The 24,196-nt window shown below is 54.3% G+C and carries 21 protein-coding genes; 14 read left to right on the forward strand and 7 right to left on the reverse strand.

Annotated elements, in window-relative coordinates:
• Positions 1 to 6 precede the first annotated feature (6 nt).
• Both AC06ND_RS05035 and AC06ND_RS05040 read left to right on the forward strand, forming a co-directional pair.
• Positions 7 to 1,047, forward strand: coding sequence for a mannose-1-phosphate guanylyltransferase (locus AC06ND_RS05035; RefSeq protein WP_475677900.1), 1,041 nt, complete (start codon positions 7 to 9; stop codon positions 1,045 to 1,047).
• Positions 1,048 to 1,056: 9 nt separating this feature from the next.
• Positions 1,057 to 3,999 (forward strand): PEP/pyruvate-binding domain-containing protein, encoded by a 2,943-nt coding sequence (locus tag AC06ND_RS05040; RefSeq protein WP_475677901.1) that lies wholly within the window; start codon positions 1,057 to 1,059, stop codon positions 3,997 to 3,999.
• Positions 4,000 to 4,010: 11 nt separating this feature from the next.
• Here AC06ND_RS05040 and AC06ND_RS05045 read toward each other — a convergent pair whose 3' ends face one another.
• Complete coding sequence (locus tag AC06ND_RS05045; RefSeq protein ID WP_475677902.1) at positions 4,011 to 5,945, reverse strand: glycoside hydrolase family 97 N-terminal domain-containing protein; 1,935 nt, start codon at positions 5,943 to 5,945, stop codon at positions 4,011 to 4,013.
• Between the two features lie 18 nt (positions 5,946 to 5,963).
• A complete protein-coding gene (locus AC06ND_RS05050; protein WP_475677903.1) occupies positions 5,964 to 6,791 on the reverse strand; it encodes a purine-nucleoside phosphorylase in 828 nt (275 codons plus the stop codon).
• 97 nt (positions 6,792 to 6,888) lie between these two features.
• On the opposite strand from AC06ND_RS05050, the gene AC06ND_RS05055 reads away from it, so the two are divergent.
• From AC06ND_RS05055 to rny, 3 genes are all read left to right on the forward strand, one after another.
• Positions 6,889 to 7,161: a hypothetical protein gene (locus tag AC06ND_RS05055; protein ID WP_475677904.1), complete on the forward strand. Its 273-nt coding sequence runs from the start codon at positions 6,889 to 6,891 to the stop codon at positions 7,159 to 7,161.
• 5 nt (positions 7,162 to 7,166) lie between these two features.
• Positions 7,167 to 7,454 carry a cell division protein ZapA gene (locus AC06ND_RS05060; protein WP_475677905.1) on the forward strand — a complete coding sequence of 96 codons (288 nt, stop codon included), beginning with the start codon at positions 7,167 to 7,169 and terminating at the stop codon, positions 7,452 to 7,454.
• A 262-nt stretch (positions 7,455 to 7,716) separates the two neighbouring features.
• Positions 7,717 to 9,258: a ribonuclease Y gene (gene rny / locus AC06ND_RS05065; protein WP_475677906.1), complete on the forward strand. Its 1,542-nt coding sequence runs from the start codon at positions 7,717 to 7,719 to the stop codon at positions 9,256 to 9,258.
• A gap of 264 nt (positions 9,259 to 9,522) precedes the next feature.
• Here rny and AC06ND_RS05070 read toward each other — a convergent pair whose 3' ends face one another.
• Positions 9,523 to 10,320, reverse strand: coding sequence for a GSCFA domain-containing protein (locus AC06ND_RS05070; RefSeq protein WP_475677907.1), 798 nt, complete (start codon positions 10,318 to 10,320; stop codon positions 9,523 to 9,525).
• Between the two features lie 81 nt (positions 10,321 to 10,401).
• Between AC06ND_RS05070 and AC06ND_RS05075 the strand changes: the two genes are divergently transcribed.
• The 4 genes from AC06ND_RS05075 to AC06ND_RS05090 are packed head-to-tail and all read left to right on the forward strand — an operon-like array spanning position 10,402 to position 14,588.
• Entirely contained in the window at positions 10,402 to 11,622 is a 1,221-nt protein-coding gene (locus AC06ND_RS05075; RefSeq protein WP_475677908.1) for a hypothetical protein, read from the forward strand.
• A complete protein-coding gene (locus tag AC06ND_RS05080) occupies positions 11,622 to 13,388 on the forward strand; it encodes a bifunctional metallophosphatase/5'-nucleotidase (protein ID WP_475677909.1) in 1,767 nt (588 codons plus the stop codon). Before AC06ND_RS05075 ends, AC06ND_RS05080 begins: the two co-directional genes overlap by 1 nt.
• An 11-nt stretch (positions 13,389 to 13,399) precedes the next feature.
• Positions 13,400 to 13,540, forward strand: coding sequence for a hypothetical protein (locus AC06ND_RS05085; protein WP_475677910.1), 141 nt, complete (start codon positions 13,400 to 13,402; stop codon positions 13,538 to 13,540).
• A 46-nt stretch (positions 13,541 to 13,586) separates the two neighbouring features.
• Complete coding sequence (locus AC06ND_RS05090) at positions 13,587 to 14,588, forward strand: class II fructose-bisphosphate aldolase (RefSeq protein WP_475677911.1); 1,002 nt, start codon at positions 13,587 to 13,589, stop codon at positions 14,586 to 14,588.
• A 317-nt stretch (positions 14,589 to 14,905) separates the two neighbouring features.
• On the opposite strand, the gene AC06ND_RS05095 is transcribed toward AC06ND_RS05090, so the two are convergent.
• From AC06ND_RS05095 to AC06ND_RS05105, 3 genes are read right to left on the reverse strand one after another with little or no spacing between them, the layout of a single operon-like run.
• On the reverse strand, positions 14,906 to 15,460 hold the full coding sequence (locus tag AC06ND_RS05095; RefSeq protein ID WP_475677912.1) for a nicotinate-nicotinamide nucleotide adenylyltransferase: 555 nt from the start codon (positions 15,458 to 15,460) through the stop codon (positions 14,906 to 14,908).
• On the reverse strand, positions 15,460 to 16,026 hold the full coding sequence (gmk, locus tag AC06ND_RS05100) for a guanylate kinase (RefSeq protein WP_475677913.1): 567 nt from the start codon (positions 16,024 to 16,026) through the stop codon (positions 15,460 to 15,462). The genes AC06ND_RS05095 and gmk overlap by 1 nt, the downstream gene beginning before the upstream one ends.
• A gap of 4 nt (positions 16,027 to 16,030) precedes the next feature.
• Complete coding sequence (locus tag AC06ND_RS05105; RefSeq protein WP_475677914.1) at positions 16,031 to 16,534, reverse strand: hypothetical protein; 504 nt, start codon at positions 16,532 to 16,534, stop codon at positions 16,031 to 16,033.
• A 47-nt stretch (positions 16,535 to 16,581) separates the two neighbouring features.
• Here AC06ND_RS05105 and AC06ND_RS05110 point away from each other — a divergent pair, with 47 nt between their 5' ends.
• From AC06ND_RS05110 to AC06ND_RS05120, 3 genes are read left to right on the forward strand one after another with little or no spacing between them, the layout of a single operon-like run.
• Complete coding sequence (locus AC06ND_RS05110; RefSeq protein ID WP_475677915.1) at positions 16,582 to 17,451, forward strand: hypothetical protein; 870 nt, start codon at positions 16,582 to 16,584, stop codon at positions 17,449 to 17,451.
• Positions 17,436 to 19,109: an ABC transporter ATP-binding protein gene (locus tag AC06ND_RS05115; protein ID WP_475677916.1), complete on the forward strand. Its 1,674-nt coding sequence runs from the start codon at positions 17,436 to 17,438 to the stop codon at positions 19,107 to 19,109. Before AC06ND_RS05110 ends, AC06ND_RS05115 begins: the two co-directional genes overlap by 16 nt.
• Positions 19,109 to 19,378: a PqqD family protein gene (locus AC06ND_RS05120; RefSeq protein WP_475677917.1), complete on the forward strand. Its 270-nt coding sequence runs from the start codon at positions 19,109 to 19,111 to the stop codon at positions 19,376 to 19,378. The genes AC06ND_RS05115 and AC06ND_RS05120 overlap by 1 nt, the downstream gene beginning before the upstream one ends.
• Before the next feature lie 34 nt (positions 19,379 to 19,412).
• On the opposite strand, the gene AC06ND_RS05125 is transcribed toward AC06ND_RS05120, so the two are convergent.
• Entirely contained in the window at positions 19,413 to 20,141 is a 729-nt protein-coding gene (locus tag AC06ND_RS05125) for an RluA family pseudouridine synthase (protein WP_475677918.1), read from the reverse strand.
• 141 nt (positions 20,142 to 20,282) lie between these two features.
• Between AC06ND_RS05125 and dnaK the strand changes: the two genes are divergently transcribed.
• Positions 20,283 to 22,166 (forward strand): molecular chaperone DnaK, encoded by a 1,884-nt coding sequence (dnaK, locus tag AC06ND_RS05130; protein WP_475677919.1) that lies wholly within the window; start codon positions 20,283 to 20,285, stop codon positions 22,164 to 22,166.
• A gap of 109 nt (positions 22,167 to 22,275) precedes the next feature.
• Positions 22,276 to 24,186, forward strand: a complete 1,911-nt coding sequence (locus AC06ND_RS05135; protein WP_475677920.1) for a sensor histidine kinase — start codon at positions 22,276 to 22,278, stop codon at positions 24,184 to 24,186.
• The last annotated feature ends 10 nt before the right edge of the window (positions 24,187 to 24,196 follow it).

Here is a 24,196-nt window from a genome sequence, read left to right on the forward strand (position 1 = left end):
TCAGACATGCATACAGAGAACCACGTAGTAATAATGGCGGGCGGAATCGGAAGCCGATTCTGGCCTATGAGCACGGTCGATTGTCCGAAGCAGTTCCTTGACATCCTCGGAACCGGAAGAACCCTCATCCAGATGACTCTGGACAGGCTGTTGCCTGTTTGTCCGGCGGAGAACGTATGGATCGTGACATCAGCCAAGTACGTGGACATGGTCCATGAGCAGCTCCCTGACGTGCCCATGTCTCATATCCTTCCCGAGCCTGCGGCTCGCAACACTGCGCCATGCATCGCGTATGCATGCTGGAAGATACGCATGCACCACCCGGACGCGAACATCGTCGTAACCCCTTCCGACGCGCTCGTGCTCAACACCACCGAGTACGCGAGAGTGATCAAGGCGGCGCTCGGGAAGACCGCCGACAGCGACGCCATCGTCACCGTGGGAATCAAGCCGTCAAGGCCTGAGACCGGCTATGGATACATCGAGGTAGCTCCTTCCAAGGAGGAGATCTGCCCTGTCGCTGCGTTCAAGGAGAAACCGGACCTCGAGACCGCACAGAAGTACCTCGCCGCGGGCAACTACCTCTGGAACGCGGGCATCTTCGTATGGAACGTAGACACCATCACCAGCGCGCTTCGCACCCATGCACCTCAGATTGCCGGTGTGATGGACGAGATCGCCAAGGACTTCTACACCGAGTGCGAGAACGAGACCATCGAGTCCCTCTTCCCTACCTGCGAGAAGATCAGCATCGACTACGCGGTCATGGAGAAGGCCGGTAACATCAACACCATCCCTGCAGAATTCGGATGGAGCGACCTCGGAACATGGGGCTCGCTGCACGCAAACATGAGCAAGGACGCAGACGGGAACGCGGTATCCGGCGTCGCAGAGCTGCATGAGTGCAAGGGATGCGTCGTGCACACCTCCGGACTCGAGAAGGTCGTGCTCGAAGGCCTCGAGGACTATATCGTCGCCGAGAAAGGCGGCCGCCTGCTCGTGTGCAGGCTCAGCAATGAACAGAAGATTAAAGAATTCCAGAAATAGATCCCCAAGATGGAACGACTTGACTACAGCTCCCTGATGGAAAAGAGAATCAACAAGATTCTCCTCATCTGCAACAACTACGACAGCTACTCCCTCGAGGAGGACGGACATATCGAAGCCCAGATCGCACAGGAATACCTTGACCTGAAGCTTAGCAGCAACCCGCCTTCGATCACGCGAGTGGAGTCTACCGCCGATGCCGTCGACCTGCTCGATTCCGGAGAGAGGTTCGACCTAGTGATCACCATGTACAATGTCGGTGAACTCGGAGTATTCGACTTCTCGCACCAGTTCAAGGCCATGTGCCCTGACACCCCGCTAGTGCTCCTGCTCTCCTTCTCGAAGGAGATCTACAAGATGATCGAGGGCAGCGACCGCAACGACATCGACTATATCTTCTGCTGGAACAACAACACCGACCTCATCATCGCCATCATCAAGCTGATCGAGGACAACCTCAACGCAGACAAGGACATCAGCGAGTTCGGAGTGCAGTCCATCCTCCTCGTGGAGGACTCCATCCGCTACTACTCGACCTACCTTCCTCTGCTCTACCGTCTCGTGCTCGAGCAGAACTACAACTCGATCAAGGACACCCTCAACGAGCGCCAGCAGACCATGCGTAAGCGTTCGCGTCCTAAGATCCTGATGGCCACCAACTACGACGAGGCCGTCGAACTCTACGACAAGTACAAGTCCAACATTCTCGGCGTCATCTCCGACATCGGTTTCGTGATCCACAAGGGCGATGCACCTGACACAGAGAAGTCCGATGCGGGTCTCGAACTCTGCCGCAGGATACGCACAGACAACCCTAACATGCCGTTCATGCTCCAGTCCAGCCAGGAGAGCATGAGGGTGGAGGCGGAGAAGCTCGGAGTAGGTTTCGTGCTCAAGAATTCGAAGACCCTCACCCATGAGCTCGCAGAGTACATCGGTAGGGAGTTCGGTTTCGGAGACTTCGTGCTCGTGGATCCCGACACCAAGGAGGAGGTCGCAAGGGCAAAGAACCTCAACGAGCTCGAGAAGATCATAGCATCCATCCCTGACGACACCCTCAACAGCTACCTTCGCAGGAACTACATGTCAAAATGGCTCCTCGCGCGCGGTCTCTTCTCCCTGGGTAAGATAATCAGGCCGAGGACCGTACAGGAGTTCCCGAACACCGCAGCACACAAGAAGTTCCTCATCGATACGATACACGACTACAGGATGAACCAGGCGCTCGGCGTGGTTGCCCAGTTCAACCCCGAGACATACAATTCAGCCATCTGGTTCTCACGCATCGGCAAGGGCTCGATGGGAGGCAAGGCAAGAGGTCTGGCCTTCCTCAACCACATGCTCCAGAAGTACGACCTCTACGACAAGTGGGAGGACGTACACGTGCTCGTTCCGCGCACTCTCGTGATCACGACCGAATATTTCGACAGGTTCATCATCGAGAACGGACTCCAGTACGTGATCAACTCCGACATCTCCGATGACGAGGTGCTCTCGGAGTTCGTGGCTTCCACCCTTCCGCATGACCTCGTGGACGCCCTCAGGGCCTTCGTACGCGCAGTACACCGCCCTCTCGCAGTGCGTTCTTCTTCGAAGCTCGAGGACTCATACTACCAGCCTTTCGCCGGTGTGTACTCTACATACATGATTCCTCACACCGAGAACGAGGACCAGGAGATCAGGCTCCTCCAGAAGGCCATCAAGAGCGTATACGCATCCGTATTCTTCGCATCTTCCAAGGGTTACATCACCTCCACCGGAAACGTGATCTCGGAGGAGAAGATGGCCATCGTGCTCCAGGAAATCTGCGGTTCAGAGGACCAGGGTTACTATTTCCCTACCCTTTCAGGAGTCGCCAGGTCGCTCAACTTCTACCCTATCGGCTACGAGAAGCCTGAGGAGGGCATTGCCAAGGTCGCATTCGGCCTCGGAAAGGCGGTCGTGGACGGAGAGCAGGTGCTCAGGTTCTCTCCTCGCTACCCTGACCATGTCCTTCAGACTTCGATGCCGGGCTCAGCGATGAGCGAAACCCAGAGCGTCATGTACGCGCTCAATCTCCAGCCGGAGAAGTTCAAGACTTCCATCGACGACGCGATCAACCTCGAGAGGATCAAGATCGGCGACTGCGCGAAGTTCAGGAACACCCGCTTCGTCGCTTCCACCTTCGACTACCAGAGCGGTCAGCTCACCACCAGTCCATGGGCAGAAGGTCCTAAGATCATCACTTTCGCACAGATACTCCAGTACGGTACATTCCCTCTTGCAGACATACTCCGCAAGCTCCTCGAAATCTCCCAGAACGAGATGAAGTGCTGCGTGGAGATCGAGTTCGCAGCTCGTCTCGACGTGCCAAACGGGAAGTCCAAGGTATTCAACGTACTCCAGATCCGTCCTATCTCTTCAGAGAACGTCGGTGCAGTCATCGACTGGGACGAGATCGATACGAGCAACCCTCTCATCTACTCTGAGAGTGCCCTCGGAACCGGTTTCATTGAGGGAGTGACAGACGTCGTATATCTCAGGCCTGAGAATTTCGACACTCTCAAGACCAACGAGATGGCTCTCGAGCTGAACAAGCTCAACGCCAAGATGAGAGAGGAAGGAAGGAACTACGTGCTCATCGGCTACGGTCGCTGGGGCAGCAGTATCCCGTCTCTCGGCGTCCCAGTGAAGTGGAGCGACATCTCCGAGGCGAAGGTGCTCGTGGAGAGCGGTCTCGAGAATTTCTACGTGGAGCCTAGCCAGGGCACCCATTTCTTCCAGAACCTGACTTCGTTCAACGTCGGATACGTGAACATCAATCCTTTCGTCAAGGAGGGTTCGTTCGATGTCGAGAAGTTGGATTCGATGCCGGCTCTCGAGGAGACTCACTTCATGCGTCACGTTCGCTTCGACAAGCCTCTCACGATCTGTATCGACGGCCTCAAGAACAAGGCCATCATCTCAGAGTAGCCCGCGGAAGATTACTTCCGGATGTCGTAGACAGCGACGATGGCGTCGGTGGACTCGAAGCGGAGACGCTCCTTGCCGACGAACGACGGAGTCTCGAAAGCTGGCGAGACATTGCTGTCAGCGGTTGCCGAAGCGACGTACCACTGATTGCCGCTGCGTCTTGCGATCACCACGTTCTTTCCTGGATATCCAGCGATGAAACGGGTCTCGTCCCAGACTGTAGGCACCTTTCTGATGAAATCAAGATACTGCTTAGGAGTGTCCGTAAGGTTATTTGGAGCGAGCGCGAAGTTCTGGATAGGGTTCTGGAACATCACTGCGGTTGCAAGCTCGAAGACCTGGGTCGTGCGACGGAGCGGACCGACCTTGCGGCCGTTAGGAGTGGTGAACTGGGCATTGGCCTTGTTGTAGACCTCGTTCATGAAGCAACCTCCGAACTCCATGCAGCCGATGGTGTTCCTGACGAATGGATGCAGACATGCATAGAGCGCCTCTGTGTCGCAGTCATGCTGGTTGAACACAAGGTTCTCCGATGCGCGCACAGCCTCGCTGCCGACGTAGTTCGGGTACATCCTCTCCCATCCGCGAGGAATGGTACAACCGTGGAAGATGACCATCAGGCCGTGGTCGTCGGCATCGCTGAGGATGGACTCATAGTGGCGCATGGTCTCCTGCTTGTCGCCGCCGAAGAAGTCTACCTTGATGCCCTTGACGCCGATCTTCTCGAGCCATTCCATCTCCGGCTTCCTCTTGATCGGGTCAGACATGATGTCGACAGGACCCTGGACGATATCGTTCCACCATCCGCTCGAAGAGTACCACAAGAAGAGCTCCACATTCTTCTTCCTCGCATATTTCACGAGTTCCTCGATCTTCTCCTTGCCAATGTTGGTGTCCCACCAGTTGTCCACGAGGGCATATTTGAAGCCCATTGCCGAAGAAAGGTCGATGAACTGCTTCTGGTCATCGAAATTGATGCTGCCGTCCTGCCAGAGTATCCAGCTCCATGTGCCCTTTCCGTACTTGTAGTCATGCTTGGTCGCATATCGAGGCTCGACATAGTCCCATGGAACGGTGGTCTCGACTATAGGTGCGAGGTCCGGTGCGACGGTGATGGTGCGCCATGGAGTTGCTCCAGGAAGCGCGAACGCTGGCTCGACGGTGCCGTTGCCATTATTCTCCTCAGCCATCGGAAACTCGAGCTTGTAGGTGCCGGTTCCGTCCGCGCCGATCTTGCACTCACCCAGGCGGGATGCGCAGTAGCGGCTGTCGACGCCGGTCTCGCTGACAAGGACCCATCCGTCCTCACCGACATGGAAGAGGCATGGGAAGGTATATCCATGTCCATATTGAGACGGCTCGTCCATAGCTGCGTCGAAACCATAGTACTCCTCGTAGCTAGGCTTGGTCCTCTTCCATCCTATCATCGCATCGCTCTGAGGGGTAAGGAAGGTCGTAGTGCCCTGAGGGAATGCGAAGCCTGTCTTCTCGTCCATGATCCTGACGCTGCCGGTCTCCCCTTCCTTCGGAAGAACATATCTGAAGGCGATATCGTTGTCCGAGACGCGGAACTCCACGGTGACGGCGAGGCTGTCTGGGGTCAGACATTTCACGAGCATGCCGTTGTATTTCTTCGAAACCTGCGAGGTCTTGATCCTGTCGAGGCTGTAACTGACGCTGCCCGGAACAGGTTCCATGGTCTCCACGCGAAGGTGGCTGTAGTCTCCGGTATTGGCTGTGAAGCCGAGAGGAGAAAGCGACATCATGTGCTTTCCGTCATAGTTGACCCCGTACTGGAGATCATCTCCGACCTGCATCAGGACCACTTCGAGGGCGCCCTCCGGACTGTGGAGACATCCGACATAGTCAGGTTCTGCAGCCTTCTGACTGCCAACACACGCAGCCACGAATGCCGCAACTGCGAGAATAGAGAATATCTTTTTCATTTTCAAGTATTTATCGACTTAGATAGAGGCAATCAGCCTGCTGAAGAGAGAGGTCATCTTCTCGGCTGCGATGTTGGCCTGGACCACGACGTCCTGACCGTCGTTGAGCACCTTCGAGACATTGTCCGTGTTAGCCTTGTTGGTGATGACAGAAACGCCGAAGACCTTGAGTCCGCAGTGACGCGCGACTATGACCTCAGGGATGGTGGACATGCCGACGACATCGGCACCTATGGTCTTGAAATAGCGGATCTCCGCAGGAGTCTCATACGATGGGCCCGAAGTACCCAGATAAACGCCCTTGTGGAGGCTGATGCCCATGTCTGCGGCGATCTCCTCGGCCTTCGCGATGAGTTCGAGGTCATACGGAGTGGTCATGTCCGGGAATCGTGGACCGAAATCGTCGAAATTCGGACCGATGAGCGGGTTCGGGAAGAGGCACACATGGTCCTTGATGATCATCATGTCACCGATCTCGAAGTCCGGATTGAGTCCTCCGGCGGCATTGCTGACGAAGATGTAGCCTATTCCGAGCTTCGCCATCACGCGGACGGGAATGGTGAGCTTCTGCATCGTGTAGCCCTCGTAGTAGTGGAAGCGTCCCTGCATCGCGAGGACGGTCTTTCCGCCGAGCTGGCCGCACACGAAGTTGCCCTTGTGACCTATCACCGTCGACACCGGAAAACCGGGGATCTCGGAGTAAGGGATCACCACCGGATCCTCTATCATGTCGGCAAGCTTACCGAGGCCGCTTCCGAGCACCACAGCCACCTCTGGTTTCCTACCTCCGAGTCGGCCGCTGATGTTCTCTGCGGCGTTGTTTATCACTGTCATTCTCTCGTCCATTTCAACACATTTTGGGTTAGCACGAAGATAGGAAAAATTTTGCATAATTCAAGAAAACTATTAACTTTGTCTTTCGTGGGTAAAACCTTTTTCTGAGATGCTTGGAAGCCTGAAAACTAACATAGAGAAGCTCATCGCAGCTTACGAGACCGTGAAGGGAGAGAACATCGCCCTCCGCGAACAAGCCGACAAGGATAAGCAGGAGATACTTACCCTCAAAGCGCAGATCATCGAGTTGAACAAACAGATTGACAGCCTCAGGCTGACAGCAGCATTCTCCGGAACCCCTACGCAGGATACCGGAGCGAAGGAAAAAGTCGAACGACTTATCAGGGAAATCGATAAGTGCATAGCCCTGATGGAGGAATAAGAGTTATGGCTGATCAGAACATAACAATCACTATAGCAGGTCGAAAGTACTGTCTTAAGGCATCTTCTCCGGAGAAGGAGGAGATAATCCGCAAGGCAGCTGACGTAGTAAACAACAAGATCAGTTATTACCAGAAGGTATTCGCAGGCAAGAGCGAGGCCGATCTTCTGTCTTTCGTGGCCCTCAACGAGTGCATCACCAACCTTACGATAAGCAAGGACAAGGAGGCGATGCTCAGCGAGGTCAAGGCTCTTGGAGAGCAGCTTGCGAGCTATATTGAAAACATTGATTGACACAGCCGTCAGTAAGTTCGTGCTCAAATCAACACTACTGACGTAGCCGGGTATCTCGGATGGGGATGACGGACCTAGGTGACCCGAATGGGGATTCTGCAGATTACTGCAGGACGGAGGATATCAGAACCAGTATTTCCGGAGCCCAAATCTTATTCTTTAAGATTTTGTGACACCAAGCTGACGGCTTTTTTCAATATCTGTATGTACTCTCGACCGGTCTCGCCGGTTGGGATTTTTTATTTTATATATACAACACAAAATGAACGCACTGTACTTGATAATCGCCGCGATAGTCGGCGCCATCATAGCCCTGGCGGTATACATCACCGTCAAGAAGGCCATCCTCAAGGGCAAGAGAGAAGAGATTCTCGAAAAGGCCGAGAAGGAAGGTGAAGCAATAAAGAAGGAGAAGATCTTCCAGGCAAAGGAGAAGTTCCTCCAGCTCAAGAGCGAGCATGAGCAGAAGGTCGGAGAGAAGAACAAGCAGCTCGCCGACATGGAGAACCGCCTCAAGCAGAAGGAGAATTCGCTCAACCAGCAGAACTCCGAGCTCGGCAGGAAGAACAAGGAGGTCGAGGTGATCCGCGAGAACCTCAAGAACCAGGTGGAGATCGCGAACCGCAAGGCCGAGGAATACGAGCGCATGCGCGGCGAAGTCATCAAGCAGATCGAGCAGATCGCCGGCATGACCGCACAGGAGGCCAAGAATCATCTCGTAGAGAGCATGAAGGCCGAGGCTCAGACCCAGGCACAGGCATATATCAACGACATGGTGGACGAGGCTCGTCTCACTGCAAGCAAGGAGGCGAAGAGGATCGTCATCAACACCATCCAGCGTACCGCCACCGAGGCTGCGATCGAGAATGCCGTCACCGTATTCAACATCGAGAACGACGACATCAAGGGCCGTATCATTGGCCGTGAGGGACGTAACATCCGCGCGCTCGAGGCTGCCACCGGAGTCGAGATCGTCGTTGACGACACCCCTGACGCAATCCTTCTCTCAGGTTTCGATCCTGTCCGCAGGGAGGTTGCACGTCTCGCTCTCCATCAGCTCGTGATCGACGGACGTATCCATCCTGCCCGCATCGAGGAGGTCGTCGCAAAGGTTTCGAAGCAGCTCGAGGATGAGATCATGGAGACCGGTAAGAGGACATGTATCGACCTCGGTATCCACGGAATGCACATCGAGCTCGTGAAGCTCATCGGTAGAATGAAGTACCGTTCATCATACGGTCAGAACCTCCTCCAGCATAGCCGTGAGGTTGCGAACATCAGTGCCATCATGGCTTCTGAGCTCGGCCTCAACCCTAAGATTGCAAAGAGGGCTGGTCTCCTCCACGATATCGGAAAGGTCTCAGACGAGGATCCGGAGCTTCCACATGCACTCCTCGGAGCGAAGCTCGCAGAGAAGTACAAGGAGAAGGCAGACATCTGCAACGCCGTCGGCGCTCACCATGAGGAGACCGAGATGACCAGCATCATCTCCCCTATCGTAATGGTTGCCGATGCAATCTCAGGCGCACGTCCAGGTGCACGTCGTGAGGTCATCGAGTCTTACATCAAAAGGCTCAAGGACATGGAGAACATCGCTCTCAGCCACCCAGGTGTCACCAAGACCTACGCCATCCAGGCGGGTCGCGAGCTCCGCGTCATCGTCGCAGCCGATCAGGTCAGCGATCAGGAGGCAGAGGTTCTCTCAACAGACATTGCAAAGAAGATTCAGGACGAGATGGTATATCCTGGTCAGGTTCGCATCACCGTCATCCGCGAGACCCGCGCTGTCGCTGTCGCGAAGTAAAGAAACACAGTAACAATTCAGATACAAGGTCGGCCTCCGGGTCGACCTTTTCATTTTTTGAGCGGTGCTCCGCTACGGTCAGCAGCTTGCCTCTGTAAGGCAACTGATGTCCGTTCCGCAGCGTTTGCGGGCACGGGAAGCAGCAAGGTGCAGATCGGCTACGCTCCGCTCGCCGACCCTAGTCCGGGCAAATGCACCTTGCATTGCTTCCGTGCCCGAAGTACCAACACAGGTTTTTAGCGCGCAAATCCACTCGGAAAGCTGTCAGGCAGTGATGGCCGATGAGAACAGCTTCCAGACGTAGTCGATGGCCTCTGGGGATGGGTGTACGAGGTCTTCTGCGAACCAGGAGTAGTCGCGAAGCTCGTCAAGGACGATCTCGTAGGATGGGAAATATGCCCGCCTTGCTTCGCTGCCATCACCGGCAAGGAGACGGTCACAGGCGAGGAGGAGGGTCGATTTGCTGAGCTGGTTGCCGTGGGCTGTGTCGGCCATGTGGCGGACGGGACTGACGGTGAAGATCACGTCCTTATCGGCGAGAATGCCTTCGAGGAGGGGCTTCCATGCAGCCACGACCTCGTCGACCGAAAGCATGTAGCGACGGAATTCCTTGGCGTTTCTCTTAAGGCAGTTGGACACGATACGACCGCTCTCGTGCTCGAAGACGAAGGCTGTGCCGAAGGTGACTATGACTTTGTTGCATTCGCGGAAGAAAGCCGATGCCTCGGCCAAGGCACGGTTCGCATCGGCAAGGAATTCCTCCTTGGTGGGACGTGCGAACTTGGTGTAGTGGCTGAAGGAGCACCACAGCTGGGAGCCGGCACCCATCTGGACACATTCCGAGATCGTGAATGGCTCGGCAGAAGCGAGCCTCTCGAGGGACGAGGCCACCGACGCGGGGTTGAACAGGGTGCCGAAAGGGTTCACGCAGACCTGATATCCTTCCTCCGCCATACGGGCACCGACGTTGGCGGCAAAACAGCTGCCGAGCATCAGAATCTTGTCCGAACGGCTGATGTGGACAGGGAATCCTGCGATATTTACTTTCGTCGACTCTTTCATCGTGTAATGTGATTCTCCGACAAGGATAAATTAATGAATTTCAATGGCAAATATATGAATTAATTAGTATCTTTGGAGGGTATGGAAAAAATCATTTTGTCACTCTTGCTCGTACTCTCGACGGCGCTGTGCCATGCCCAGTCGAAAAGCATCAGCTTTGCGTACGACGCGACTGCCGAGACCTATTTCGACAACGTCGAGAATGACGGAGGAAAGGAGGTCTATGGAGAATCACTGACTCTTTTCAGCGCAAGGGTAACCCCGGAAGTAGGATTCAAGGCGATCACGGGATCGAGAAGGGAGCGTCCGGCATATCACAAGATGATGGTCGGCGTGAACATCATGAAGGACTTCGGATCGAGAGAGACCATCGGTCAGCTTTTCAAGGAAATCACCTTCTACTACGACCTAAGGAAGCAGGTGTCGGACAAGTGTGAGCTCCACATAGACGCAGGTATCTTCCCCCGCACCGAAGGCAAGGGCAGATACAGCGAAGCTTTCCTCAGCGATTCGCTCAAGTTCTACGACGTGAACCATGAAGGAATACTCTTCGGGTTCAATCGTCCGAACGCATATTTCGAGCTCGGAGTCGACTGGCTCGGTCAGTTCGGCACCAACCCGAGCACACGCGAGCAGTTCATGGTATGCTCTGCCGGCGACGGAAAGGTCCTTCCATGGATGACCCTCGGATACAGCGGATACATGATCCATTATGCCAACTGCCTCGAGGTGCAGGGCCTGGTGGACAACATCCTCGTCAGCGGATACATGGACATGGACTTCGGAAAGATGGTCGGCATACAGAGGCTCTCCCTCACCGCCGCCTATCTCCAGGCCGTCCAGCGCGACCGCAAGTTCACCGGAACGTTCACCTTCCCTATGGGCGGCGAATTCACGGCTGAGGTCAGGCACTGGAACGTATCGCTGCGCAACAAGACTTATGTGGGCTACAGCCTGATGCCATACTACAACAACACCGACGAAGGTGGAATCAAGTACGGCAGCAATCTCTATATGGGCGATCCGTACTACCGGGTCGCACCGGGGTATGCTGCATCAATGGACGGATATGTCCACAATGAGGACTATCCGGAGGGCGAATACCTTGCGAAGGGACGCCCCGGCGTGTATGACAGGATCGAACTGGCATGGGAACCGAAGATTGCCGACGGACTCTACTTCAAGGTGGGAGCACGATTCCACTTCAACGGAGGCGCGGGAACGAAGTTCGGGTTCAGCGGCTGTAACCAGCTCATAGCCTTGAGATTCAGATTGGAAGAACTGATTAACAAAAACAGATAATGAAGAAATATATAATCGCAATCGTAGGTTTAATCGCATCACTGACCAGCTGTTCGAAGAAGGTCGGAGACGGAGAATACACTCTCGACCTCTACTCGACCAACGATATCCATGGCCGTTATTTCGACTCGCTCTATGTGGGAAACAACACAAAGGAGTCGCTTCTTGCGATCAGCGAGTACATGAAGGGCGTGCGCGCAGAGCTCGGAGAGGACAATGTCATCCTCATCGACGCAGGAGACTTCCTCCAGGGCGACAATGCAGCGTACTACTTCAACTATGTGGACACCAAGACCAAGCATCTCTATGCGCGAATGGCCGAGTATATCGGATACGACGCCACCACAGTCGGAAACCATGACATCGAGACAGGCCATGCCGTATACGACAGGATAAGGAGCACGATGAAGGTGCCGTTCCTCGCAGGAAATGCCATCAGGAACGACAACGGAAAGGCATATTTCCAGGATTACGTCATACTCGACAAGGGCGGCCTCAAGGTGGCTGTCATCGGCTTCACGAACCCTGACATCAAGAGCTGGCTCGCTCCTGAGATTTGGGAGGGAATGACCTTCGAGAACCTGCTCACCATCGTTCAGGGCAAGGTTGACCAGGTAATCGCGAAGGAAAAGCCTCAGGTCGTGATCGTATCCACCCATTCCGGCACTGGAAACGGTGACGGCAGCTCGCTCGAGAGCCAGGGCCTCGAGCTCCTCGCAAGTCTCAGGAACGTGGATTTCATCCTCTGCTCGCATGACCACCGCGCCACCACCAGCAAGAACGGAGAGACCACTCTGATCAATGCAGGCAGCCATTGCCGCACCATAGGACATGGAACCATCACCGTCACTATCGAGGACGGCAAGGTCATCTCGAAGACGACAACAGGTGAGATCATCCCTATCGACAAGACCAAGGTCGATGAGCAGATGAGGGCTAAGTTCAGGGCCGACTATGAGGCAGTGAGGGCGTTCACCGTACAGGAGGTCGGCAAGCTTGAGTCTCCGCTCGTGACACGCGAGTCCCTCATCGGAATGTGCGACTACATGAACCTCATCCACACGGTATCGCTCAGCTGCGAGCCTGCACAGCTCTCGTTCGCGGCACCGCTCACCTACAACGGCACCGTTTCAGAGGGCACGCTCGTGTACAACGACCTTTTCACCATCTACCCATTCGAGAACCAGCTCTTCGTAGTCAAGATGACAGGACGACAGATCAAGAACTTCCTCGAGTACTCTTACGAGCACTGGATCAACACTGTTTCCGGCAGCGGCGACCTTCTCCTCAAGCTCAGGAACCAGAGCGACCCCCGCACCGGACAGACCGGATGGTCATTCATCGGCAGGTCATATAATTTCGACTCTATGGCCGGAGCATACTACACCGTGGATGTGACCAAGCCTTACGGAGAAAGAGTCGAGATCAGCAAGCTTGCTGACGGAACGGAATTCAGCCTCGAGGGCGAATACAACGTGGCGATGACCTCGTACCGCGCAAGCGGCGGCGGTGACACCATGGGCGAAGGTGCCGGAATCGACACCGACAATATCGACGCAATCGTCGTGAAGCGCTATCCGGAGATACGCGAGGTGCTCTACGAGTACTTCAAGAACCACAAGGACGCTTCCGGAAGCATCATTCCTGTGACGAGCGAGGAACTCGCCAACCCAAGCGTAGTCGGAGAGTGGCATTTCGTACCTGAGGAGATTGCAGGACCTGCCCTTGCAAGGGATTTCGAGCGTCTTTTCCCATCTGTCAAGTAAATCCTAAAGCTATGGCAGACAATTATCTGGAAAGACAGATGCAAGATTATGAGGCGCGCAGGGCCGCCATTGAGAAGAAGAAGAGCGAACATCGCAAGAAACTCATGGAAGCCTATCGCAAAAGACTTGCAGAACAACAGAAAAATAAGTAATTTCGCGACGTCCAAAGAATTTTTAAACAATTTTCAAAATACAACTATGGTATCTTACAAAGAACTCGGCCTTGTTAACACCAAGGAAATGTTTGCAAAGGCTGTCGCAGGTGGCTATGCTGTCCCTGCATTCAACTTCAACAACATGGAGCAGCTCCAGGCTATCGTAATGGCTGCAGCTGAGACCAAGTCTCCAGTTATCCTCCAGGTATCTAAGGGCGCTCGCAAGTACGCTAACGCTACCCTTCTCCGCTACATGGCAGAGGGTGCAGTAGCTTACGCTAAGGAGCTCGGTTGGGAGAAGCCTGAAATCGTTCTCCACCTCGATCACGGTGATTCATTCGAGACTTGCAAGGACTGCGTTGACAGCGGTTTCTCTTCAGTCATGATCGACGCTTCACACCTTCCATACGAGGAGAACATCGCCCTCACCAAGAAGGTAGTTGACTACGCACATCAGTACGACGTAACCGTAGAGGCTGAGCTCGGCGTTCTCGCAGGTGTTGAGGATGAGGTTTCTTCAGCAGTTTCACACTACACCAAGCCTGAGGAGGTTGTTGATTTCGCTACCCGCACTGGTTGCGACTCACTCGCTATCTCAATCGGTACTTCACACGGTGCTTACAAGTTCACTCCTGAGCAGTGCACCCGTGTCCCTAAGACTGGCAAGCTCGTTCCACCTCCACTCGCATTCGACGTTCTCCATGAGATCGAGAAGCAGCTTCCTGGTTTCCCTATCGTTCTCCACGGTTCTTCATCAGTTCCACAGGACGAGGTTGACACCATCAACGCTTTCGGCGGCAAGCTTCCTGATGCAGTAGGTATTCCTGAGGAGCAGCTCCCCGAGGCTTCCAAGAGCGCTGTCTGCAAGATCAACATCGACTCTGACTCACGTCTTGCTATGACCGCTGCTGTCCGCAAGCACCTTGTTGAGAATCCATCACACTTCGATCCACGTCAGTACCTCACTCCTGCACGTGACAACATGAAGAAGATGTACATCCACAAGATCTGCGAGGTTCTCGGTTCAAACGGCCACGCTGAGTAATTCTTACTCGACCACAAATCGCTGGACATCAGCAAACTAACATAATGACGGCTCCTTCTTTCGAGGGAGCCGTCATTCATTTGATCCGTTATGTATCAACACCTTACACGCACGGCAGCGCCGGTAAACCCTATTTCAGGACTGGACTGTTGCCGTGGCAGCTAAGTGACTGACATATAGGTACATAGATAAAATCGGGTGGTCGAAATTCGACTACCCAATTTTATTTAACTATCTGATTTGTAGCGTTTTATCTGCCACGGCAGCCCGCCGGAAGCACGGGCAGGTGACCAAAACAGCCGCATGGCCATGACAAATCACATCAATAGGCCGGAAGGATCAGGACCAGCGGCGAGAGCAGCACGGATTTCAGAGGAGGATACGTTGACCAGGGGCATGTCCAGAAGGACTATGCGGTAGTCGGGGTTCTCAGCAAGGAGAGCGTCACGAGCCGCCTCGTTGTCATAGCCGTCACGCGGGAAAGCCGCGAGTCCATAGGAAAGGAGTATGTGCCGGTATTCGCGCCAGCGCGAGAAGTTCGCGATCTGGTCACCGCCGGTCACGAGAGTTAAGGAATCCTCCGGATAAAGTTCCTGGAGGACGTCGAGTGTCACATAGGTATAATTCGGCTGAGGAAGATGGAGCTCGATATCGCTGACCTCTACCTTGCCGTCAAGCTCCGGATGACGCGCGACCGCTTCAATAGCCGCATGATAGCGGCTCTCCCCTGTCGCCCCGTCGATCTCCTTCAGAGGATTCTTCGGAGACACGACAAGCAGAACCTTGTCGAACTTCTCGACAAGATTCCTCAGAATCGCCAGATGGCCGATGTGCAGAGGATTGAACGATCCGCTGTATACCGCGATGTCCATTACTTTGTAAGAAACTCGTCTACTATTCTCTCCGCATTAGCAAAAGTCTCGGCAAGGACATCGTTTACGAGATCTACGTCAAACTTGCCTGCAGCAAACTCAAGCTCAGAAGATGCCTTTGCGAGACGTTCCTCGATAGCCTCCATGGTGTCTGTAGCACGTCCGATGAGACGTTCGCGGAGAGTCTCCAGCGAAGGAGGGCAGATAAGAATGCTGAGCGCCTGATCTCCGAAGTACTTCTTGAGATTGTAGCCACCCTTGACATCGACATCGAAGATGATCACATGGTCATTGGCCCAGATACGGTCCACCTCTGACTTGAGTGTGCCGTAGAACTTATCCTGGTAGACCTCCTCATATTCGACGAACTTGTCCTCTGCGATAAGGGCACGGAACTCTTCCGGCTTGAGGAAATAGTACTCGACGCCGTGCTGTTCCTGGCCACGAGGTGCCCTGGAGGTCGCTGAGACCGAGAATTCGAACTCTGGATGGAGTCCAAGAAGATGATTGACCACTGTGCTCTTACCTGCTCCAGACGGAGCTGAAAATATGATGACTTTACCCATAGAGTTATATGTTTTCCGTTGTTTTCAGAACATAAGATGAATTGAGACGGCGCCAGATAGCGAGTATGATGCGCCTGAGGCTGATGTTGCCGATATGGAGCCAGCCTGCGAAGCGCCAGAAGGCCGAATAGAACTTCCATCCCATACCGGAGGTCGAGCCCCTCCTGCCCTTGCGCACATATCCGCTGACGACGCCGAGCACGTCAGAATACGCCATCTTCTCCAGTGCCTGCGGGAAATTGCCGTCGCCGTTGAGAACGATATGGTCCGGACAAAGCTTCACGACGCGATGCGCGACCCAGCGACCGTATGAATCACGACCGAGGATGAAGCTGCCGAGAACGATCTCCTCCCTGCTGCACGGAGATAGGACGATGCTGTCTCTGCCGCTCGCAAGGAATGGGTTCATGCTGTTTCCCTTGACCCTTATCTCCACGCTGCGACCCTCCGCGATGAACTTTTCCACCTCGGCGAACATGATGTCATTGGATATGACTTTGGTCTCCATTCAGACAAAAATAGAGAAAAAATCAATACATTTGCAATGATATGGATATGAACAGGAAATATCGTGTGGCCGGACATGAGTTCGAGCTGAGCTTCCCCGAGAGGATCGACCATGCGCATCTTCTGGATTCATATGAGCCGTTCAGGATCGAAGAATGCTGCAATCCGGCCTTCGCGCTGGAGGTAAAGGTCGGCGAACTTCCATACCCGGGAGAGCTCAAGGAACGCCTCAACGAGGAAGCACCGTACACCTGGCTCTACCTCAGGGAGGATGGAGGATTCAATTTCGGATTCTCGTTCAGCCCCGATTCCACCAGCTCGGTGCTCGAGTTCCACGGCAGCAGCGCAGTGCTCACCATCGCGGAAAGCACACCAAGGCGCGAGGCTGACACCTGCATAGGCAATGCGATGATGCTTCTCTATGCGTACAACACAGCAGCTGACCAGACGCTGATGATCCATGCGTCGGTATCGGTGAAGGACGGTCTCGGATATCTGTTCCTCGGCAAGAGCGGCACCGGGAAAAGCACCCACAGCCGCCTCTGGAAGGAGTGCATGCCGGACGTATGGCTGCTCAACGACGACAACCCCGTGCTGCGTGTCATCGACGGAAAGACCTATGTGTACGGCACCCCATGGAGCGGAAAGACTCCATGCTACAAGAATGAATTCGTACCTGTCCAGGCCATAGTGGACCTCGAACAGGCACCGGAGAACACAATAACCCGACTCAGCCCTCTGCAGGGATATGCAGCGCTGATGCCGTCATGCTCGAGCATGAAATGGGACAGGAAGTGGGCTGACGCGGAACACTCGACCCTCGAGAAGGTAATAATGGGCGTCGGTTGCTGGCACCTGAGGTGCCTCCCGGACACCGATGCAGCAAAGCTTAGTTACGAAACATGCAGGCCAAGGTAGACATAAAGTACATCAAGTGGTTCATGACTGCGGCAAAGCCGTACAGATGGACCATAATCATCTCCATAGTCTGCCACCTCGTGCTGGTGGTACTCGCGCTCGCGTACGTTTATGTGAGCAAGGCCCTCGTCGACATTGCGACCGGCAACACGGAGTCTGCCGAGATGTTCGGGATCACCGGCATGCGCTCAGGGCTCATCGCTTTCGGTCTTGCGATGGTCGGAATCATCCTCCTCAGGACCTTCCTCATGGGCTTCAAGGGCCTGCTCCAGACCAAGGCGTCGGTGAAGCTCCGCAATGCGCTCCGCCAGAAGCAGTTCGACGGGCTCATGAGACTCAGCGGCGACGTTCGCGGGAAATTTCATTCCGGAGACATACTCAACCGTATCCAGGACGACAGCTCGACGGCAGCTACGACCAGTTGCAGCACCATTCCTAACCTCATCGGTACAGCCTGCCAGTTCATCGCTGCCTTCATCTACCTCGTGTCGATAGAGGCAAGGCTCGCGTGGGTGCTCGTGATCGTGCTCCCTGTCGGTATCGTGGGCGGAAAGTACCTGATGAGGAAAATGAGGAATCTCACCCTCGACGTGAAGAAAAACGACAGCAAGGTCCAGAGCCATGTACAGGAAAGCGTACAGCACCAGACCCTGATCAAGACCCTCGAATACGATGCGGAGAGTTCAGCGACCCTCACAGGACTGCAGGACGAGCTCTATGAGAAGACGATGAAGAGGACCAGGTTCACCATGTGGGCGCGCATAATCATGGGCCTTTCGATGGCCGGAGGCTACGCGATCGCATTCCTCTGGGGCGTCGTGGGAATATACCATGGAACCGTGACTTATGGTCTCATGACGGCATTCCTCCAGCTCGTGGGACAGCTCCAGCGTCCGCTCATCCAGATGGGCGACGAGCTTCCGACTATCTTCCACAGCACCGCGTCCATCGACCGACTCGAGGAGCTCAATGACCTCCCACAGGAGGAGATCGTAGAACCGGAGATGGTCCAGGGCCCTGCCGGCATCAATGTAAGCAATCTAAGGTTCAGGTACGCGGACGGCACCGTGGACGTATTCAAGGACTTCAGCCACGACTTCAAGCCGGGCACCAAGACGGCCATCGTGGGACACACAGGAATCGGCAAGAGCACGCTCATCAAGCTCATGCTCTCGCTCGAGAAGCCTAGCGATGGCAAGCTCGTCATCTATGGTTCCGACGGCACCGAAAAGCCTATCTCAGCAGCAACTCGCTGCAACATGGTATATGTACCTCAGGGCAACAGCCTCTTCAGCGGCAGCATACGCGACAACCTCAAGATGGGTAAGCCTAACGCAAGCGAGGCAGAGCTCGTGGCTGCGCTCAGGCTCGCGGCTGCGGATTTCGTGCTCGACCTTCCGAAGGGAATGGACACCCAATGCTTCGAGGCCGGTGGCGGTCTGAGCGAGGGTCAGGCGCAGAGAATCGCGATTGCGAGGGCACTCCTCCGCCCGGGTTCCGTGCTCCTTCTCGACGAGTTCAGTTCGGCGCTCGACGAGGCCACCGAGACCATGATGCTCGAGAGGCTGACCGCCAAGGACAATGACAAGACAATGATATTCATCACCCATCGCCAGAAGGTTTCAGAATTCTGCGATGACATATTAGCTTTATCGTAATGGAACTCAAGAGCGGATTCACCCTGCGTGACTTTCTCGGCGAGAAGATCGTGCTCGCCGAAGGCATAGAGAACATCAATTTCAACAAGATGCTGTCACTGAACGACAGTGCAGCCTATCTTTGGGAGAAGTTCTACGGGACACAGTTCGAGCTTGCGGATGTCGCCGCAGCGCTCGTGGAGAAATATGGGATCGACCAGGAGCTCGCCGACAAGGATGCGGCAGCGCTCGTGGGAAGTTGGAAGGATGCCGGAGTGATGGCAGAGTAGCCGTCAGGCATTATATGGAATGACCTGGGAGTCCTTACTGGACACCTTTCCAGGATGCAGGGACCGGCGCCTCGATGGTGACCGGTTCTTTCTTTACAGGATGTACGAACTCGATCCTGCGTGCATGGAGGCATATTCCTCCGTCAGGATTGCTGCGCGGAGCACCGTACTTGAGGTCGCCCTTGATGACCATGCCTGCGCCCGAGAGCTGGCAACGGATCTGGTGATGACGGCCGGTGAGGAGCTGGACCTCGAGAAGGAAGTAGCGGTCAGTCTTGCCGATTGACCTATATATAAGTTTCGCGCGCTTGGCTTCCTTGGTGGGGGCAACGTCCGGCTGGCCTGGCTTAGGCTTGATGATGTATGCCTTGTTCTGCTTCTCGTTCCTGCCGAGCCAGTTCTCGAGAAGTTCCTCCTCTTTCTTCGGAGCCGAGCAGACGAGAGCCCAGTAGAACTTATGGACCTCACCGTCGCGGAACATGGCGGTCATCCTCTCGAGCGCCTTTCCTGTCTTGGCAAGTATGCAGATTCCGCTGACAGGACGGTCGAGTCGGTGAGGTATGCCCATGAACACCTTACCGGGCTTGGAATCGCGCTGTGCGATGAAAGCCTTGTATGTCTCGGCGATGCACTCATCCCCTGTCTTGTCGCCCTGGATGATCTCTCCGACCTTCTTGTTCACTATGAGAAGGTGGTTATCCTCGTAAAGAATTCGTGACTGAAGGTCAGCAAATTCCTCTTTTGTCAGTTCTCTGTATTCCATAATGGCGCAAAGGTAGTACAATTTCTGCCAAATTGTCAGTGGAATCCAAGATATTTGACATGGCACGCGATTCGTTATTTCCTTGTCGTCCGGCCACGAAGCCGGGTTAAGTTTGACAATAGTTAAAAAAGGAAATATATTATGGGAAAAATCATCGGAATTGACCTCGGTACTACGAATTCATGCGTAGCCGTAATGGAAGGAAACGAGCCTACCGTCATCATCAACAATGAAGGACAGCGCACTACCCCATCCGTAGTCGCATTCGCAGACGGTGGCGAGAGAAAGATCGGTAACCCTGCAAAGCGTCAGGCGATTACCAATCCATACAAGACCATCTTCTCTATCAAGAGATTCATGGGTGAAAACTATGACCAGGTAGGAACTGAAATCGCACGAGTTCCTTACAAGGTTGCAAAGGGTGACAACAACACTCCACGCGTCGACATCGACGGACGTCTCTACTCTCCACAGGAGATTTCAGCAATGATTCTCCAGAAGATGAAGAAGACCGCAGAGGAGTATCTCCGTCAGGAGGTTACTGAGGCTGTCATCACCGTACCTGCATACTTCTCTGACTCACAGCGTCAGGCAACCAAGGAGGCAGGTCGCATCGCAGGTCTCGACGTAAAGCGTATCATCAACGAGCCTACCGCAGCTGCTCTCGCTTACGGTCTTGACAAGAAGAACAAGGACATGAAGGTCGCTGTGTTCGACCTCGGTGGAGGTACCTTCGATATCTCTATCATGGAGCTTGGTGACGGCGTGTTCGAGGTTCTCTCAACCAACGGCGACACTCACCTCGGAGGTGACGATTTCGACCAGGTTATCATCGACTGGCTCGCTCGCGAGTTCGCGATGGAGAACGGCGGCATCGACCTCAAGAAGGACCCTATGGCACTCCAGAGACTCAAGGAGGCTGCAGAGAAGGCAAAGATCGAGCTTTCAAGCCAGACCTCGACTGAGATCAACCTCCCTTACATCATGCCTGTAGACGGTATCCCTAAGCATCTCGTGAAGACTCTCACCCGTGCCAAGTTCGAGCAGCTTGCTGACGACCTTATCCAGAAGACCCTCCAGCCATGTAAGAAGGCCCTCAGCGACGCAGGTCTCCAGGCATCTCAGATCGACGAGGTTCTCCTCGTAGGTGGATCTACCCGTATCCCTGCGATCCAGGAGCTCGTAAAGCAGTTCTTCGGCAAGGAGCCTAACAAGAGCGTAAACCCTGACGAGGTAGTTGCAATCGGTGCATCAATCCAGGGTGGCGTGCTCGCAGGCGACGTGAAGGACGTACTCCTCCTCGACGTTACTCCGCTCTCACTCGGAATCGAGACCCTCGGCGGCGTGATGACCAAGCTCATCGAGTCTAACACCACCATCCCTACCAAGAAGAGCCAGGTATTCTCTACCGCAGCTGACACCCAGCCTTCAGTCGAGATCCGCGTGCTCCAGGGAGAGCGTCCAATGGCAAAGGACAACAAGCTCATCGGAGAGTTCCATCTCGACGGCATCGCTCCTGCACCACGTGGCGTTCCTCAGATCGAGGTAACCTTCGATATCGACGCAAACGGTATCCTCAACGTATCTGCAACCGACAAGGCTACAGGCAAGGCACAGAACATCCGCATCGAGGCTTCTTCAGGTCTTTCTGACGAGGAGATCAAGAGGATGCGTGACGAGGCCAAGGCAAACGAGGAGGCAGACAAGGCTGAGAAGGAGCGTATCGACAAGATCAACAACGCTGACGCAATGTGCTTCCAGACCGCAAAGAACCTCAAGGAGTACGGCGACAAGATTCCTGCTGACAAGAAGGAGGCTATCGAGAAGGCCAACGAGGAACTCAAGAAGGCAGTTGAGGCTAAGAACATCGCTGACATCGACCGCTACAACAAGGAGCTCGAAGAGGCATGGCACGCAGCTTCAGAGGACATGGCAAAGGCAGCTCAGGCTGGCCAGCAGCAGGGTCCTCAGGACTTCGGAGGTCAGCAGCAGGGCCCTCAGGGACCAGACGTTGACGAGCAGTAATACCACTCCGCACACACGGAAACATGATAAAACCCGACGGTATCCCCGCCGGGTTTTCTTTTTAGGATTCTTTTTCGTACTTTTGTACTGCACACTACTTAGAAAAACTATGTCGATCAGAAAGTTACTTGCCACTGCACTTGCCGTGGTCACCTTTACCGTAGGATATGCTTATGAGCCTACGGTCACCGACCCGGTCGTCATCGTCACTTCATACAATCCCGACGTAAAGAGCATCAGCGATAACCTGGCAGCCTTCACCGAAGCATATTCGAAATCTGGTTGCCAGAATCCCGTCATTCTGGAGAACATGCACTGTCTCAACCTCTCGGAATGTCTGAGATGGAAGAACAGACTGTGGAATCTCCTCGAAAAGTATTATACAGACGGGAAACAGCCTGCTGCCATAGTTCTCCTTGGAACAGAGGCGAGTTCCAGCTATTTCTCCATCACCCAACCAGTACTCAAGGAAACACCTGTCATCTTCGGAATGAGGGGTGACAACATGACTCTCCTTCCCGAGTACGGAGTCAACCTCGCAGAATGGCAGCCTGAGAGCTATTATCTCACGCAGGACTTCAAGGACTACAACATAGTCGGAGGACTCGTATACGAATATGACATCGAGAAGAGCCTCGCCCTGATTGACAATCTGAAGACCAAGATCGACACCCTCGCATTCATATCGGACAACACCTTCGGAGGCGTCACCATGCGCTCACACTTCGACAAGTACATGGAGTCGCATCCCAAGTATGCGGTCAAGCATCTTGACGGTCGAATGACGACCTTCCCTCAGCTCGACCAGGAACTCTCTAAACTCACCGAAGGAACTGCGATAGTCCTCGGAACATGGCGTATCGACAAGTCCGACAGCTATGCCCTCAAGAACACCACATACACCCTCGCATACAGTAACCCATCAATCCCTGCAATCACCCTTGCATCTGTGGGTATGGGTCACTGGGCACTTGGAGGATATGTCCCGGACTATATCACACAGGGAGGTCTTCTTGCTGACGCAGTGACTGACTACCTCAAGACTGGAAAGCCTTCCGAAATCAAGAAGATATCCAGCACCTACACCATTGACTACAACGTGGCTACCAGGATGGACTATCCACTCAACGAGGTGCCAAGGCCACGCAAGCTCATCAATGAGCCCGTAAGCTTCTTCAAGGAGAACATGGCGCTGATCATCATCATCTCGCTGATATTCTTCATCCTCACAAGCTGCCTCGCCCTCACGGGATGGCTGCTCAAGCGAAGCAAGAAGCTGCAGCACAGCCTCGAGAAGAGAAGCGAGGAACTTGCCATAGAAAGGGACAGGGCAGAGAAGGCCAGCGCGATGAAGTCTTCGTTCATCTCGAACATCAGCCATGAGATCCGAACACCGCTGAATGCCGTCGTAGGATTCTCCCAGCTGCTCTCCAATGAGGAGCTTGGACTCGAACCTGCGGAAAAGGCTGAATACGGAGAGCATATCCTGATGAACTCCAAGGTCCTCCTCAACCTCATCGACGAGGTGCTTGACCTCTCCAGGATGGATGCCGACAGAATAGCGTACAAGATAATGGACAACAACCTCGTCGACATCGCCAATGCAGCAGCAGACGCAGCAAGGCTGGACATCAATCCGGAGGTCGCGGTCCTCGTACACTCCGACTCGGGAAAGGTCATGATCGAGACTGACAAGGAGCGACTATATCAGGTATTCTGCAACCTTCTCAGCAACGCGAAGAAGTTCACTGATGCAGGAAGCATCACCATCGACATCGAGACGCCACAGGGAAAGGACTACGTTGTGGTCAAGGTTTCCGATACCGGAGCTGGCATCCCTGAAGGCAAGGCTGAATCAATCTTCGACCGTTTCGTGAAGCTGGACCCTTACAAGCAGGGAACAGGCCTCGGGCTCTCTATCGTCCAGTCCATCGTCACTCACTTCGGAGGCAGCATCAAGGTTGACACCGACTATAAGAAAGGTGCGCGTTTCGTGTTCACCCATCCTTATAAGCAGTAGGCTGTACTCC

The sequence above is a fragment of the Candidatus Cryptobacteroides sp. genome (assembly GCF_056207615.1).

Bases quoted from the DNA above. Each gene is read 5' to 3' on its own strand.
- AC06ND_RS05035 (WP_475677900.1), top strand. From the start codon at position 7: ATGCATACAGAGAACCACGTAGTAATAATGGCGGGCGGAATCGGAAGC.
- AC06ND_RS05040 (WP_475677901.1), top strand. From the start codon at position 1,057: ATGGAACGACTTGACTACAGCTCCCTGATGGAAAAGAGAATCAACAAG.
- AC06ND_RS05045 (WP_475677902.1), bottom strand. From the start codon at position 5,945: ATGAAAAAGATATTCTCTATTCTCGCAGTTGCGGCATTCGTGGCTGCG.
- AC06ND_RS05050 (WP_475677903.1), bottom strand. From the start codon at position 6,791: ATGGACGAGAGAATGACAGTGATAAACAACGCCGCAGAGAACATCAGC.
- AC06ND_RS05055 (WP_475677904.1), top strand. From the start codon at position 6,889: ATGCTTGGAAGCCTGAAAACTAACATAGAGAAGCTCATCGCAGCTTAC.
- AC06ND_RS05060 (WP_475677905.1), top strand. From the start codon at position 7,167: ATGGCTGATCAGAACATAACAATCACTATAGCAGGTCGAAAGTACTGT.
- rny (WP_475677906.1), top strand. From the start codon at position 7,717: ATGAACGCACTGTACTTGATAATCGCCGCGATAGTCGGCGCCATCATA.
- AC06ND_RS05070 (WP_475677907.1), bottom strand. From the start codon at position 10,320: ATGAAAGAGTCGACGAAAGTAAATATCGCAGGATTCCCTGTCCACATC.
- AC06ND_RS05075 (WP_475677908.1), top strand. From the start codon at position 10,402: ATGGAAAAAATCATTTTGTCACTCTTGCTCGTACTCTCGACGGCGCTG.
- AC06ND_RS05080 (WP_475677909.1), top strand. From the start codon at position 11,622: ATGAAGAAATATATAATCGCAATCGTAGGTTTAATCGCATCACTGACC.
- AC06ND_RS05085 (WP_475677910.1), top strand. From the start codon at position 13,400: ATGGCAGACAATTATCTGGAAAGACAGATGCAAGATTATGAGGCGCGC.
- AC06ND_RS05090 (WP_475677911.1), top strand. From the start codon at position 13,587: ATGGTATCTTACAAAGAACTCGGCCTTGTTAACACCAAGGAAATGTTT.
- AC06ND_RS05095 (WP_475677912.1), bottom strand. From the start codon at position 15,460: ATGGACATCGCGGTATACAGCGGATCGTTCAATCCTCTGCACATCGGC.
- gmk (WP_475677913.1), bottom strand. From the start codon at position 16,026: ATGGGTAAAGTCATCATATTTTCAGCTCCGTCTGGAGCAGGTAAGAGC.
- AC06ND_RS05105 (WP_475677914.1), bottom strand. From the start codon at position 16,534: ATGGAGACCAAAGTCATATCCAATGACATCATGTTCGCCGAGGTGGAA.
- AC06ND_RS05110 (WP_475677915.1), top strand. From the start codon at position 16,582: ATGAACAGGAAATATCGTGTGGCCGGACATGAGTTCGAGCTGAGCTTC.
- AC06ND_RS05115 (WP_475677916.1), top strand. From the start codon at position 17,436: ATGCAGGCCAAGGTAGACATAAAGTACATCAAGTGGTTCATGACTGCG.
- AC06ND_RS05120 (WP_475677917.1), top strand. From the start codon at position 19,109: ATGGAACTCAAGAGCGGATTCACCCTGCGTGACTTTCTCGGCGAGAAG.
- AC06ND_RS05125 (WP_475677918.1), bottom strand. From the start codon at position 20,141: ATGGAATACAGAGAACTGACAAAAGAGGAATTTGCTGACCTTCAGTCA.
- dnaK (WP_475677919.1), top strand. From the start codon at position 20,283: ATGGGAAAAATCATCGGAATTGACCTCGGTACTACGAATTCATGCGTA.
- AC06ND_RS05135 (WP_475677920.1), top strand. From the start codon at position 22,276: ATGTCGATCAGAAAGTTACTTGCCACTGCACTTGCCGTGGTCACCTTT.